Origin of the sequence: Pseudomonas sp. GM80 (assembly GCF_000282515.1) — a bacterium.
GTDB lineage: Bacteria > Pseudomonadota > Gammaproteobacteria > Pseudomonadales > Pseudomonadaceae > Aquipseudomonas.
Genome location: NZ_AKJD01000203.1, coordinates 1 through 13158 on the forward strand (window position 1 = coordinate 1; position 13158 = coordinate 13158).

Here is a 13158-nt window from a genome sequence, read left to right on the forward strand (position 1 = left end):
ATCTTTTGATCTTGTTTTTAAGATCAAAAGATCGCAGCCTTCGGCAGCTCCTACAGGTCCATTCAGGGTTTGGCGGAGGCGAGGTACGCGCCGAGGCGACGGCCCATCTCTTCGCCCAGCGCCTGCAGTCCGCTCAGTGGCCGCACCATCACTTCAAACTCGACAATCTTGCCGTGCTCATCAAAACGAATCATGTCGATGCCTTTGAGCTCCTTCGCTCCCACCCTGGCGCTGAATTCCAGAACCACGTTCAAACCATCCGCTGTCGCCAGTTCACGGTGGTAGTGGAAGTCCTCAAACACCTCGAACACCGTATTGAGGATCATCGACACCACCGGTGCGCCGGGATAGGGCGTGTGTGCCATTGGCGAGCGAAACACGGCTTGCGCATCGAGCAGCTCGGGCAGGGCGCTCAAGTTGCCGGTGCGGATCATCTCGTGCCAGCGGTTCAGGGACTCTGCAACGTTGGCTTGCAGCTTCAGCTCAGTCATGTGCACTCCGTTTATTTTTGTTGTTGTTCAGACGATGGCGATGACTCTAGATCAACACGCCAACAAGGCAACCATGTTGCTATCCCCTGAATATCCCCCCATGCACACTTGTAGGAGCTGCCGCAGGCTGCGATCTTTTGACTTTCAATCTGGAAAGAAAAGATCAAAAAATCCCAGCCGCGGCAGGATCAGATGTCATCTGATACGCTTTTTTCGTTTCAATCTGCCTCTGTAACCGGTTCAGTCACAGGCTCAGAATAGCTGCGCAGTCCGGTCAATCGCGACAGTTCTTCATCCCGAAGCGTCCGGTGCACCGCAAGCTCAGCAATGGAGAGAGCAACATGAACAAGATGGCTTTTTTTCTCGGTGGATTTCTGACATTGACCATTCTGATCGGCATGCTGGCAACCATTTCTCCGGTCTGACCTCACAACGACGTCTGAGCGTGTGAAGTTCACGGATTGGGGCGCATTAATCATGTTTTAATGCCGCGCCCAAAAAACTGCAAATGGACTTCACACTCATGGCCGAACAACGTATTCGCGCGCTCGCACTCTGCGTCTTTCATGACAAAGGCCGGATCCTCGTCAATCAGTTTCACGACCCCGTCACACAGCAGACGATCTACCGGCCTGTCGGCGGTGGCATCGAATTCGGCGAAACCAGCGCCCAGGCAATTGCCCGAGAAGTCGAAGAGGAGCTGGGCTTTGCGATGACCGCGCTTCAACTGCTCGGGACGCTCGAAAGTCTGTTCGTCTACAACGGCACGCCCGGCCACGAGATCGTCCAGGTCTATGACGCTCACTTCGCCGATTCCAGCCTCTATGAGCGATCCCACCTTGAGGGGCATGAAAGTGACGGCGCTGCCTTCACCGTGCGCTGGCATGACAGCGCCAGCTTCAGCGAACAGACGCCGTTGGTGCCGGTGGGGCTGGAGGCGCTGCTGAAGAACGCCGGGTTGCTTGATTGAGTTCAGCGCAAGGTCGTGATGTGCGCCTTGCGCCTGATTGCAACGTGCATCGCCTCAATGATTGCGTGCGTACTCGATCAGGTCTTTCGGGTAGAACATGTGATCGATTTTGCTGTCATCGATGTTGTACAAAAAGGCAATGGCTGCCGCTTCGATCGCCCAGTAACCGACGAAGTTGCCGCACTCGCCCTGCAAGTGAGTGTCATGCCAGGGAGCGTGTTCGAAGGACGCGTACCAGCCCTGGCAAAACTCATCCAGGCGCGCCGAAGCCGCCTCAGCCGTCTCCACGTAAATCGCCTGAACAAGCGGCGTATAGGCGTCGTGATACCACTGATCGATGTCATGCCGCCCCGGCAGCACTTTTGTCAGCAGATCCTCATACAGCGTGTCATCGCCGGCATAACCAGCCTGGTCCAGCAGTTTGACGAAGCGTGCCAGCAAGTCGTGGCGGTGCAACAAAATGCACAGCCCCATGACTTGAACCGCTTCTTGATACTGGTCCGGCCAGTCATCGATCGCCAGCGGGGAAATATGTTCGAGTTCGTTATAGATCTCTAGCGCACGCTGGACCACTTCATACTTTTCAATCACATCCTCAAGCAATGGCACCAGTAACTCGATGGCTTCTCCGGCCGTGTAAGTCGCCAGTAGCTTATCCAGAGCGAGGCTCTGCATGTGTCTCGCACGCAGGGAGGCTTCTTCTTCGTCGGAGTCGGATTCGAATCGGTTGGTCTTGCAAAACTCGATCACCTCATCGTGTTCTTTGAAGAAGTTTTCGTAGTGGCGCGCACTGAAATACGGCTGACGCTCGATTGGCATACAGGGATCCATCCATTGGAAAAAAAACGCGTGAAGGGTGCGGCATTCGGGTAGGCCGATCAAGCGCACGAACGTATTCTGTTGATCTTGAAAAACAACATCAAAAGATCGCAGCCTGCGGCAGCTCCTACATTGGAAGGGAAATCAGGGGGCGCCGAACAGCATTGTCCAGTAAACCCCTTTATCGCTGCGCGCCTCACTGGCAAAACCGGCGCCGACCTGTGTGAACATCGGGTTCATGAGGTTGGCGCAATGCCCGGGACTGGCCAGCCATCCGGCCATCGCCTTGCCCGGTGAACTCTGCCCGGCGGCAATATTTTCGCCGACCTGCCGACCGCGATAACCCGCCGCCCGAGCGCGATCCGCCGGCAGATCACCATCAGGATCGCGGTGGGCGAAATAGTTGCCGTACGCCATGGCTTTGCTGTGGCCCTGAGCCGCTGCGCCCAACGCCGCATTCCAGCTCAATGGTCGCGCCGCCGCGAAACGCTGGCGGCCGCACATTCTTGGGCGGGCGCGGGCGGCGTTGACCTCGGCGAGCAACGCTGTGCCGACACTGCGATTGTCACCGACGCGGCTGTCGAGCACCGGGCGGGCCAGCACCACTTGCCATTCGCTGCGAGTACGACGGATGCCGATGTCGGCGTAGGTTGCATCCAGCAATGCACCGCAATAGTCGCTTTGCAGTCGGTCGAAGGCTTCTTCTGCGTCCTGCGCACCGACGATGCGGATACTGCGCACGGCCACCGCCGAATACCCCGCTGACCTCAGCGCCTCGCGCATGCCGCCGCTGTAGCGATAACCGTTGGGTAGCACCAGATTGGATTTCAGTGCCAGCGGCGCCAGCCGTTGGGCGGGGCGCCGATCACAGCGCTGTGGGTGCGCGCGGTAATCATTGATGGCGGCCACCAGTTGCCGTTCTGCACCGGCGTGGGCGGTGGTGGTGAAGAGGGGGGAAAGGATCAGCAGGCACAGCGAAACAAGGCGAGACGAGCGAACGGCGTGGCGCATGGGGTGGATGGCTCAGAAGGAAGACAGCGCTCAAATGGGTTGCGCCGCAGAAAGCGGCGCGAATAGGACTGGGGTTTCTGGACTTGGTTCACGGACGGATAAAGGCTTTGCATGGCGCCGACATGTTGCGTGTTTCAGGGGCGTTGATGGCTATCTAGCTGGCCTCATCGCTGGCAAGCCAGCTCCCACAGAGATTTGAGTCGTACACGTCATTTCTATTCATCACAAAAATTGTGGGAGCTGGCTTGCCAGCGATGTGGCCATTCCAGGCACTAGAGGGACATCAGGGGAAAAACATCACCGATTCAACACATCCCCCATCCACCGCCAATACTCCCGACGCTCGGAAATCGAGTTATGCCCCGAATCCGGCACGATTTTCAGCGTCGCCACGCCGTTGGGGAAATTCTCCAGCAAGCGCTGCGTACTGTCCCGCGCTATCACCTCGTCATCACTCGCCGCCAGCAGCAACGCCGGCACGCGTAAATGCGCGGCGTACTTGCCCGACTCGTAGCGATCCTTGAGCAACCATTTCACCGGCACCCACGGATACTGTTTCACGGCGACTTCTTCGAGGCTGTTGTACGGCGTCACCAGAATCAGATTCTGCACCGGCCGCTGACTGGCCAGACGCACGGCCACCCCCGAGCCCAGGCTGCGCCCGACCACGGCGATTTGCGGATGGCTGGCATACACCTGATCAAACAGCGCCAGGGCATCCTCGGCAATCGCCTCTTCGGACGGCGAACCGCCGCTGCCACCGAAGCCACGGTAGTGCAGGAAATACAACGCGTAATCGGGAAATGCTGCGGCGAACTCCGGCACGTTGCGCGAGACGTCTTCGGCATTGCCGCCAAAATAGATCAGTGCCCGCGCGCCGACGCGCTCGTGCGTGCTCACCCAAACGTCCGCATCGGGCATTGCCAGTTTCAGGCGCGAATCTGCCGAATTCACCGCACTGGGCTGCGGAAAATAGATCAACGAGCGCTGAAAAAAGAACAGCGCCGCACACAGCGCCAGGTACACGGCGACGATCAATACGACGAGTGACATCAGGGTTCGGGACATTCGGCTACTTTTAACGGGTACGAAGGTTTGCTGTCGCAGTGTAGTTCAGGGGGTTTCACCGGGCAGCCTGCGCACACAACATGCAACAGATCCACGCAGCAGGGGAACCAGCATGAGCCACACTGAGGGTTACTCCCGTCGCCGATTGCTCACGCTGGCTGCCGGGGTTTCGGCAGTCTTCACTTTTGATCGGGCGCTGGCCACTGCCGCGCCACCCGCGACTATCCGAGGCCAAGCCATGCAGACCCGCGCCATCCCCTCCAGCTCAGAGTCATTGCCCCTGGTCGGTCTGGGCACGTATCGCGGTTTCGATGTGGCGCCGGGCGACCCGGTTTATCGGCAACTGCCCGCGGTACTCGATGAGCTGTTCACCAAGGGCGGCACGGTGATCGACAGCTCGCCGATGTATGGCCGCGCCGAGCAGACCACCGGTGAACTGCTGTCGATCCATGAACCGCGTTCGCCGGCGTTTCTGGCGACCAAGGTGTGGACACGCGGGCGCAAGGAGGGCATCGCACAAATGGAGCAGTCGTTCAGCCTGTTGCGCACCGAACGCATTGACCTGATGCAGATCCACAACCTGCTCGACTGGCAAACGCACCTGCCGACCCTGCGCGAATGGAAAGCGCAGGGGCGCATCCGCTACATCGGCATCACTCATTACACGCCGTCGGCCTACGATGAAGTCGAAGCGGTGCTGAAGGCCGAACAGCTGGATTTTCTGCAAATCAACTACGCCCTTGATGACCGGGGCGTCGAGAAGCGGATTCTGCCGCTGTGCCGCGAGCGAGGGGTCGCGGTGATCTGCAATCGGCCGTTCGGCGGCGGTGGTTTGCTGGGCCGGCTCAAGGGTAAACCGCTGCCAGCGTGGGTGTCGGACGTCCAGGTCAACAGCTGGCCGCAACTGGCACTGAAGTTTCTGCTGGCGCATCCGGCGGTGACCTGTGTGATTCCGGGGACGAGCAATCCGCGTTATATGGCCGACAACGTCAGGGCCGGATTCGGGCCGATGCTCACGGATGCGCAGCGGCATCAGTTGATTGCTTTACTGGGCTAGTCTGCGGGGATATCCAGCTTGTGCCATGCGCGCGGGCCAACTCTTGCAACAAATTCTGCAGGAGCCGAGCTTGCTCGCGAAAGCGCTGTATCAGTCAGCGAAAATATCGACTGATATGGCCTCTTCGCGAGCAAGCTCGGCTCCTACAGAAAGCAGGTTGGCGGTTGGGGTCAGGGACGATAGCGCAACGCTTCCAGCAACAACGCAAATGCCGGTGCTGCCTGGCGCCGGCTCGGGTAATACAGGTGGTAACCGGCGAAGGTCGGGCACCAATCCTCCAGCACTTGCACCAGGCGCCCGTCGGCCAGATACGGTGCAACGATGTTTTCCGGAATGTAGCTCAGACCGAAGCCATCCAGCGCCGCATCAAGCAACGGGTAGACGCCGTTCAAGGTGATCTGCCCGGACACCCGCACTTTCAGGCTTTCGCCATCCTTCTCGAACTCCCAGCTGTAGAGCCCGCCATTGGTGGGCAGGCGCAGATTGTTGCAGGCGTGGTCGGTCAGGTCGCGTGGGGTTTGTGGGGCGTTGCGTTTGGCGAAGTAGGCGGGCGAACCGACCACCGCCATGCGCATGTCCGGGCCGATGCGCGTGGCGATCATGCCTTGCGCCACGTCTTCGCCCAAGCGCACGCCGGCGTCGAAACCCTGCCCGGCGATGTCGACGAAACCGTAATCGCAGCTGACTTCGACGGCGATGTCGGGGTATCGGGGCAGGAATTCCTTGAGTACCGGGCGCAGCAGCCAGTCCAGCGAATGGTCTGTGGCGTTGATGCGGATCTTGCCCGCCGGGGTTTCGCGCAGGTTGCTCAGGGCGGCCAGTTCCACTTCGATCTCTTCGAAACGCGGGCCGATGGTTTGCAGCAGGTGTTCGCCGGCCTCGGTGGGAGAAACGCTGCGGGTGGTGCGCGTCAACAGGCGCAGGCCAAGGCGCGCTTCGAGCGCCCGAATGGTGTGGCTTAGCGCCGATTGCGAGACGCCGAGCTTGGCGGCAGCTTTGGTGAAGCTGCGTTCGCGGGCCACGGCGAGGAAGGCGAGCAGGTCGGTGGCGTTTTCTCGGAGCATTGATGAGTGTCCTGCATAAGTTTTTTCGAATTCTAGTCGATTATCAAAAGAGTGCGGATCGGTAAAGTGATTGCATTGATTCTGAGGAGGACATTGCCATGAATCCGATTGCTGCTTCTGCGTTGACCCTGTCCCTGCTGGCGGGTGAGGTACAGGCCAGTGAAAATCCCCGCGTGAGCGTTACGCCCAATGGCTCGCAACCTTCGGCCCGTGGCCCGGCGGATTGGTTCACCGGCACTGTGCGCGTCGATGCGCCGTTCAAGGGCTCTGATGAAGCGCGGGTCAGTGGCGCGACGGTGACATTTGAGCCGGGTGCGCGCACCGCTTGGCACACGCATCCACTGGGACAGACATTGATCGTCACCGCCGGGGCGGGGTATGTGCAGGAATGGGGGCAGCCGGTGCGCGAGATTCGTCCAGGCGATACGGTGTGGATTGCGCCGGGCGCCAAGCATTGGCACGGTGCGGCAGCGACCACGGCCATGACCCACATCGCCATTGCTGAAGTGCTCGATGGCAAAGTGGTGGAATGGATGGAGCAGGTGAGCGCCGAGCAATACCCACAGATCGACTAATGGTCCCTGTAGGAGCTGCCGCAGGCTGCGATCTTTTGACTTAGGATTTTTTAAAAGCAAGATCAAAAGATCGCAGCCTGCGGCAGCTCCTACAGAGTTAGATCATTTCGGGGAGTGAAGAGAGGATTTTATCGAGGGTGATCGGGTAATCCCGTACCCGCGCTCCGGTGGCGTTGTAGATGGCATTCGCCACCGCCGCGCTGACGCCGCAGATGCCCAGCTCACCGACCCCTTTGGCCTTCATTGGCGACGAGATCGGATCGGTTTCATCAAGGAAAATCACCTCCTGATGGGGAATGTCGGCATGCACCGGCACCTCGTATCCGGCCAGGTCATGGTTGACGAAAAAGCCGAGCTTTTTGTCCACCGACAACTCTTCCATCAACGCCGCACCGACGCCCATGGTCATTGCCCCGATCACCTGACTGCGCGCCGCTTTCGGGTTGAGAATTCGCCCAGCCGCGCACACCGCCAACATCCGCCGCACGCGCACCTCGCCGGTTGCTGCGTCCACCGCGACTTCGACGAAATGCGCGCCGAAGGTCGATTGCTGATACTGCTCGGCAAGGTCGGCGAACTCGATACTGTCCTCGGCGGTTATTGCGCCGTTTTGCGCCGCATTGCGCAGCGGCACATGCTTGTCGCCTACTCGTACCTGACCGTCGACAAACTCCGCTTGATCTGCTGCCAAACCCAACTTGCCGGCTACTGCCTCGCGCAGTTTCATGCACGCGGCGTAGACGCCGGCGGTCGAGCAGTTGGCGCCGAATTGCCCACCGGAGCCGGACGAAACGGGGAAGCTCGAATCACCCAGATGCACGGTCACATCCTTCAACTCAACGCCCATCATTTCCGCTGCCGTCTGCGCGATGATCGTATAGCTGCCGGTGCCGATGTCGGTCATGTCGGTTTCCACCGTGACCTTGCCGTCGCGCTCCAGCCGTACCCGCGCGCCGGACTTGACCAACAGGTTGTTGCGAATCGCCGCTGCCACGCCCATGCCGATCAACCAGCGACCTTCGCGCCGTGTCCCGGGTTGTGCTTTGCGTTGGTTCCAGCCGAACTTTTCAGCACCGACTTGCAGGCATTCGATCAACTGTCGCTGAGAAAATGGCCGGTCGGTTTTGACCGGGTCGACCTGCGTGTCGTTGAGGATGCGGAACTGAATCGGGTCGAGTTTGAGCTGCTCGGCCATTTCATCCATGGCAATTTCCAGCACCATTAACCCCGGGGTTTCGCCCGGCGCGCGCATGGAGTTGCCTTCTGGCAGATCCAGCGGTGAGAGACGCATGCTGACCAGACGATTTTCAGCGGCGTAGAGCAATTGGCTAGGCTGCGCCGCAACTTCGACCTTGCCTTCTGCGAGGTTGCCCGACCAGCCTTCGTGGGCGATCGCGGTGAGTTTGCCGTCCGCCGTCGCGCCCATGCGAATGTGCTGAATGGTGGCGGGGCGGTGGGTGGTGTTGTTGGCCATCTGCGGGCGGGCGAGGGCGACTTTTACCGGTCTGCCAGCCATACGCGCACCGAGGGCCGCAAGGATTGAGTCGGCGCGGATGAACAGTTTGCCGCCGAATCCGCCACCAATGTACGGCGAGATCAGCCGAACTTTTTCCTTCGGCAGACCGAGGGTGGCAGCGATGTCGGCGACGCTCCAGGCGATCATCTGATTCGACGTCCACAGGGTCAGTTGATCGCCTTTCCACGCGGCCAATGTCGCGTGCGGCTCCATCATCGCGTGGGACTGATCCGGCGTGGTGTAGGTCTGGTCGAACTGCACCGGTGCGGTAGCAAAAGCCTTGGCGAAATCGCCGTGTTTGACATCAGGCAACTCGTCTTTCGGCTCGACGCCTTGGTCGCGCACGCTGGCCAGGTCGAACTTGCCTTCGGCGGTAACGTAATCGACCTTGACCATTTGCGCAGCGGCGCGGGCCTGTTCGAAGGTTTCCGCGACCACCAGCGCTACGGCCTGGTGATAGTGCTGAATCTCGGGCCCGGCCAGCAATGGCGCGGCGTTGTATTTACCCTTGCCGAGTTTGCCGGCGTTGGCGGCGGTGACAATGGCCAGGACGCCGGGCGCGGCTTTGGCGTCCTCCAGATCGATGTTGTTGATCCGCCCCTTGGCGATGGCCGAGCCGACCATGAAGCCGTAAGCCTGATTGGCCACGGCCTCATGCTGCTCATAGGCATAAGGCGCCTGGCCGCTGGTTTTCAACGGGCCTTCGACGCGGTCGGTGGCTTTGCCGACGACCTTCAACTGGTCGATCGGGTTGGTGGTGGCGGGCGTGTCGAATTTCATGCTTCGTCCCTCGCTTGGGCCAACACCGAGCCGAGCGTGCGCTCCACCAAGGTCAGTTTGAATTGGTTGTCATGGGTTGGCGTCGCACCGTCGAGGAGACGTTGGCTGACGGCTTTTGCGCCTTTGGGCAACAGCGCTTCAGCGGCTTCCACGCGCCACGGTTTCGGCGCAATGCCGCCGACCGCAATCCGCCCGCTGCCGTCCTTTTGCAGGATCAGGCCGACCGAAACCAAGGCAAACGCGTATGACGAGCGATCGCGTACCTTGTGATAGATGTGTATGCCGCCGACGGGCGCCGGCAGTGTTACTGCGGTGATCAATTCGCCGGGCGTGAGGCTGGTTTCGATGTTCGGCGTGTTGCCCGGCAACAAATGAAAATCGGCCATGGCGATGCTGCGTGTGCTGCCGTCAGGTTTGATCGTTTCAATCTGCGCATCGAGGGCACGCATGGCGATGGCCATGTCGCTGGGGTGCGTGGCGATACAGGCGTCGCTGACACCGATGATCCCCAGTTGCCGACTGACTCCGCCAATCGCCGCGCAACCGCTACCGGGTTGGCGCTTGTTGCAGGCCTGATTGGTGTCGTAGAAGTAAGGGCAGCGCGTGCGTTGCAGCAGGTTGCCGGCAGTGGTCGCCACGTTGCGCAGCTGTCCGGAAGCACCGGCAAGCAATGCACGGGAAAGCAAACCGTAGTCCTTGCGCACGCGTTGGTCGGCGGCCAGATCGGTGTTGCGCACCAGCGCGCCGATGCGCAAACCGCCCTCTGGCGTGGCCTCGATTTGATCAAGGCCCAAGTGATTGACGTCGATCAGGTGCAGCGGGGTTTCGATGTCGAGCTTCATCAAATCGAGCAGATTGGTGCCGCCGGCAATGAAACGCGCACCTTCGGCTTGAGCGGCTTGCGCAGCGGCGGCGGGGGAATCGGCGCGGCTGTAACTGAACGGTCTCATGCTGGCACCTCCGCGACTTCGCTGATGGCTTCGATGATGTTCGAGTAGGCGCCGCAACGGCAGATGTTGCCGCTCATGCGCTCTTGAAATTCCCGGGCGATCAACTGTGGCGCCTCGGTGAGGCTTTCACTGACGTGGCTTGGAATGCCGTCACGGATTTCCTTGATGACAGCCACTGCCGAACAGATTTGCCCGGGCGTGCAATATCCACACTGATACCCGTCGTGCTTGATGAACGCGGCTTGCATCGGATGCAGATTGTCGGGCATGCCGAGGCCTTCGATGGTGGTGACTTCGCTGCCGTCGTGCATCACTGCGAGGGTCAAGCACGAATTGATCCGCCGGCCATCGGCAATCACCGTGCAGGCGCCGCATTGGCCGTGGTCGCAGCCTTTTTTAGTGCCGGTCAGTTGCAGGTGTTCGCGCAGGGCATCGAGCAGGGTGGTGCGGGTGTCGACATCAAGCGCGCGCGGCTTGCCGTTGACGTTGATCGTCACTTTGCTCATGGCCGGTTGCTCCAGGTTGGCCGCGTAGGCCTTGAGGCTGATAAATGGCGGCATCGCGAATGCCGTGGCGGTCACGGCGCCGAGGATCAGAAATCCGCGTCGGGAAATCGTCATGGTTCGATTCCTTTTCTCTCTCAATCAGGGCAGCAGGGTCGTCGATGGCCCAAGCGGGCAGCCAGCGTGATCGCCGGTCTCGTTAAGGAGTGACTGCTGGAGAGAGGAAAAGGTTTTTGCGGATTTTCGCTATAGAGTTATGCGCAGGGCTCATCAATCGCAGCTGCGACACGCATTACATGTAGGAGTGAGCCTGCTCGCGATAGCGCCTTGTCAGCCAACCTAGTGTTGAATGACATGGCCCCATCGCTGGCAAGCCAGCTCCCACAGAGTTGCATGTTGTGAGTGAGATTGTGTTTACAGCACAAATCTCTGTGGGAGCTGGCTTGCCAGCGATGGGGCCAGATCACCCAACCTTAATGCCCGCCAACCACCATGGAGGTGAACGGCGCCACATAGGCCTGCAATGTCACCAATCCACCGACCAGTATCGCCAGCACGATCGAGTGGAAGAACACGTAGCGCAGAATCTCACCCTCATGCCCATACCAGCGGGTTGCGGTGGAAGCGACCACGATCGACTGCGCATCGACCATTTTGCCCATCACGCCACCCGAACTGTTTGCCGCCGCCATCAGCACCGGACTGATGCCGAGTTGCTCTGCCGTCACTCGCTGTAAACCGCCAAACAGCACGTTCGAGGCCGTATCGGAGCCGGTGAGCGCCACCCCGAGCCAACCGAGCAACGTGCCAAACATCGGGTAGAAAATCCCCGTCGCCGCAAACGCCAGCCCCATGGTTGCGTCGAGACCCGAGTAGCGCGTAAGAAACCCCAGCGCCAGCATCGCCGCAATGGTGATCAGCGAAAAACGCACCACCCACAGCGTGCGCAGATACTGCTTGATCAGTTGCGGAATCGAGTAGCCCATCAGCAACCCGCCGACGATTGCTGCCAGCAATATCCCGCTGCCAGTCGCCGTGAACCAGGTGAATTTGTACACGGCTTCTTCAGCCTTCGGCGCGGCCACCACCGGCGGGACTTTTTCGATCTGCAGGTGCAGAGAAGTGAAGATCACGGCCGGGGCGAAAATCGGGTTGGCTTCGTTGACCGGTTTGCCTTGCGGATCGAGCTTGGCCGAATGGGTGACTGGATCCATCGCCGGACGCACATCGAAGATGTTTTTGAAACCCTGCGTGCCCCAGGCAAATACGAACACGGTGAGGATGATCCACGGCATCCACGCACGCATGATGGCCGGGCGCGCCTGATCGCTGAATGCGGCGCTGGCGGTGACTTTCTCTTCATCGACTTTCGAGTTGTCGACCCGCCCGGAAAGCGCCGCCGAGGTGTGGATGGTCGCCGGTTTCCATACCTTCAAAAACAGCGTCAGGCAGGCCATGGAAATCAGTGCGGCGATCACGTCTACCAGCATCGGCCCGTGGTAGTTCGACACGAGAAACTGCGGCACGGCGAAACTGACGCCGGCCACCAGAATCGCCGGCCAGATTTCCAGCATTTTGCGCCAACCGGCAAAGGCCCAGATCAGCCAGAACGGCACCAGCACCGAGAAGAACGGCAACTGCCGACCGACCATCATCGACAACTCCATTTCATCCAGCCCGGTGACTTTTGCCAGGGTAATAATCGGCGTGCCAAGTGCGCCAAACGCGACCGGAGCGGTGTTGGCGATCAGCGCCAGGCCAGAGGCTGCCAATGGCGAAAAGCCGAGCCCGATCAGAATCGCCCCGGTGACCGCCACTGGAGTGCCGAATCCTGCCGCGCCTTCAAAAAACGCGCCGAAGCAGAAGGCGATCAGCAGCAACTGCAAACGACGGTCATCGGTGATTCGGGCGAGGGAATCCTGTAGCACTTTGAACGAGCCGTTCTCGGTGGTCAGGCGATGCAGAAAGATGATGTTGAGGACGATCCAGCCAATCGGCAACAAGCCATTTGCCGCGCCGAACAACGCCGCCGAGCCGGCCATGCTCGCCGGCATGCCGAAGGCGAAAATCGAGATCAGCAGCGCAGATGCCAAAGCCAGCAGCGCTGCGAGGTGAGCCTTGACGTGGAAGAACGCCAGCGCCGCGAGCATCACCACCACCGGCACGGCGGCCATCAGTGTGGAGATCAACGGATTGCCGAACGGATCGTAGATTTGCTGCCAGACCATGGTCCACCTCTGCTTGTTGTTATTGAGGGCGCAGATCCATTGCGTGGGGCTAGGTTGCAAGGAGTATAGGTGGCATTTCGCCGCCGTCCGCACAGGGCCGGCGGGGCGACAAACGGTCGCTAGTGG

At 60.1% G+C, this 13158-nt stretch carries 12 protein-coding genes; 3 read left to right on the plus strand and 9 right to left on the minus strand.

Annotated elements, in window-relative coordinates; genetic code table 11:
- Window positions 1-62: 62 nt before the first annotated feature.
- Window positions 63-491: a nuclear transport factor 2 family protein gene (locus PMI37_RS26275; RefSeq protein ID WP_008086878.1), complete on the minus strand. Its 429-nt coding sequence runs from the start codon at window positions 489-491 to the stop codon at window positions 63-65.
- Window positions 492-1014: 523 nt separating this feature from the next.
- Here PMI37_RS26275 and PMI37_RS26280 point away from each other — a divergent pair.
- Window positions 1015-1461, plus strand: a complete 447-nt coding sequence (locus tag PMI37_RS26280) for an NUDIX hydrolase (protein WP_008086879.1) — start codon at window positions 1015-1017, stop codon at window positions 1459-1461.
- A gap of 54 nt (window positions 1462-1515) precedes the next feature.
- On the opposite strand, the gene PMI37_RS26285 is transcribed toward PMI37_RS26280, so the two are convergent.
- From PMI37_RS26285 to PMI37_RS26295, 3 genes are all read right to left on the minus strand, one after another.
- Complete coding sequence (locus PMI37_RS26285) at window positions 1516-2280, minus strand: PoNe immunity protein domain-containing protein (protein WP_008086880.1); 765 nt, start codon at window positions 2278-2280, stop codon at window positions 1516-1518.
- Window positions 2281-2424: 144 nt separating this feature from the next.
- Window positions 2425-3291: a CAP domain-containing protein gene (locus PMI37_RS26290; protein WP_008086882.1), complete on the minus strand. Its 867-nt coding sequence runs from the start codon at window positions 3289-3291 to the stop codon at window positions 2425-2427.
- A 297-nt stretch (window positions 3292-3588) separates the two neighbouring features.
- The gene (locus PMI37_RS26295) at window positions 3589-4359 is read right to left on the minus strand and encodes an alpha/beta hydrolase (RefSeq protein WP_008086883.1); all 771 of its coding nucleotides are present in this window, start codon (window positions 4357-4359) and stop codon (window positions 3589-3591) included.
- A gap of 112 nt (window positions 4360-4471) precedes the next feature.
- Between PMI37_RS26295 and PMI37_RS26300 the strand changes: the two genes are divergently transcribed.
- Window positions 4472-5416: an aldo/keto reductase gene (locus PMI37_RS26300; RefSeq protein ID WP_177323339.1), complete on the plus strand. Its 945-nt coding sequence runs from the start codon at window positions 4472-4474 to the stop codon at window positions 5414-5416.
- Between the two features lie 170 nt (window positions 5417-5586).
- On the opposite strand, the gene PMI37_RS26305 is transcribed toward PMI37_RS26300, so the two are convergent.
- A complete protein-coding gene (locus tag PMI37_RS26305; RefSeq protein WP_008086885.1) occupies window positions 5587-6480 on the minus strand; it encodes a LysR family transcriptional regulator in 894 nt (297 codons plus the stop codon).
- 98 nt (window positions 6481-6578) lie between these two features.
- On the opposite strand from PMI37_RS26305, the gene PMI37_RS26310 reads away from it, so the two are divergent.
- Window positions 6579-7055: a (R)-mandelonitrile lyase gene (locus PMI37_RS26310; RefSeq protein ID WP_008086886.1), complete on the plus strand. Its 477-nt coding sequence runs from the start codon at window positions 6579-6581 to the stop codon at window positions 7053-7055.
- Between the two features lie 97 nt (window positions 7056-7152).
- On the opposite strand, the gene paoC is transcribed toward PMI37_RS26310, so the two are convergent.
- The 4 genes from paoC to PMI37_RS26330 form a co-directional block, all read right to left on the minus strand.
- Window positions 7153-9351, minus strand: coding sequence for an aldehyde oxidoreductase molybdenum-binding subunit PaoC (paoC, locus tag PMI37_RS26315; RefSeq protein ID WP_008086887.1), 2199 nt, complete (start codon window positions 9349-9351; stop codon window positions 7153-7155).
- Window positions 9348-10301: an FAD binding domain-containing protein gene (locus PMI37_RS26320; RefSeq protein WP_008086889.1), complete on the minus strand. Its 954-nt coding sequence runs from the start codon at window positions 10299-10301 to the stop codon at window positions 9348-9350. The genes paoC and PMI37_RS26320 overlap by 4 nt, the downstream gene beginning before the upstream one ends.
- On the minus strand, window positions 10298-10921 hold the full coding sequence (gene paoA, locus PMI37_RS26325; RefSeq protein WP_008086891.1) for an aldehyde dehydrogenase iron-sulfur subunit PaoA: 624 nt from the start codon (window positions 10919-10921) through the stop codon (window positions 10298-10300). The genes PMI37_RS26320 and paoA overlap by 4 nt, the downstream gene beginning before the upstream one ends.
- Window positions 10922-11277: 356 nt before the next feature.
- Complete coding sequence (locus PMI37_RS26330; protein WP_008086892.1) at window positions 11278-13032, minus strand: L-lactate permease; 1755 nt, start codon at window positions 13030-13032, stop codon at window positions 11278-11280.
- Window positions 13033-13158: the final 126 nt, after the last annotated feature.

What these genes read in the sequence shown, in the direction of transcription:
- paoA (WP_008086891.1), bottom strand. Translation starts at nt 10,921, where the DNA reads ATGACGATTTCCCGACGCGGATTTCTGATCCTCGGCGCCGTGACCGCC.
- paoC (WP_008086887.1), bottom strand. Translation starts at nt 9,351, where the DNA reads ATGAAATTCGACACGCCCGCCACCACCAACCCGATCGACCAGTTGAAG.
- PMI37_RS26285 (WP_008086880.1), bottom strand. Translation starts at nt 2,280, where the DNA reads ATGCCAATCGAGCGTCAGCCGTATTTCAGTGCGCGCCACTACGAAAAC.
- PMI37_RS26290 (WP_008086882.1), bottom strand. Translation starts at nt 3,291, where the DNA reads ATGCGCCACGCCGTTCGCTCGTCTCGCCTTGTTTCGCTGTGCCTGCTG.
- PMI37_RS26295 (WP_008086883.1), bottom strand. Translation starts at nt 4,359, where the DNA reads ATGTCCCGAACCCTGATGTCACTCGTCGTATTGATCGTCGCCGTGTAC.
- PMI37_RS26310 (WP_008086886.1), top strand. Translation starts at nt 6,579, where the DNA reads ATGAATCCGATTGCTGCTTCTGCGTTGACCCTGTCCCTGCTGGCGGGT.
- PMI37_RS26320 (WP_008086889.1), bottom strand. Translation starts at nt 10,301, where the DNA reads ATGAGACCGTTCAGTTACAGCCGCGCCGATTCCCCCGCCGCCGCTGCG.
- PMI37_RS26280 (WP_008086879.1), top strand. Translation starts at nt 1,015, where the DNA reads ATGGCCGAACAACGTATTCGCGCGCTCGCACTCTGCGTCTTTCATGAC.
- PMI37_RS26330 (WP_008086892.1), bottom strand. Translation starts at nt 13,032, where the DNA reads ATGGTCTGGCAGCAAATCTACGATCCGTTCGGCAATCCGTTGATCTCC.
- PMI37_RS26275 (WP_008086878.1), bottom strand. Translation starts at nt 491, where the DNA reads ATGACTGAGCTGAAGCTGCAAGCCAACGTTGCAGAGTCCCTGAACCGC.
- PMI37_RS26305 (WP_008086885.1), bottom strand. Translation starts at nt 6,480, where the DNA reads ATGCTCCGAGAAAACGCCACCGACCTGCTCGCCTTCCTCGCCGTGGCC.
- PMI37_RS26300 (WP_177323339.1), top strand. Translation starts at nt 4,472, where the DNA reads ATGAGCCACACTGAGGGTTACTCCCGTCGCCGATTGCTCACGCTGGCT.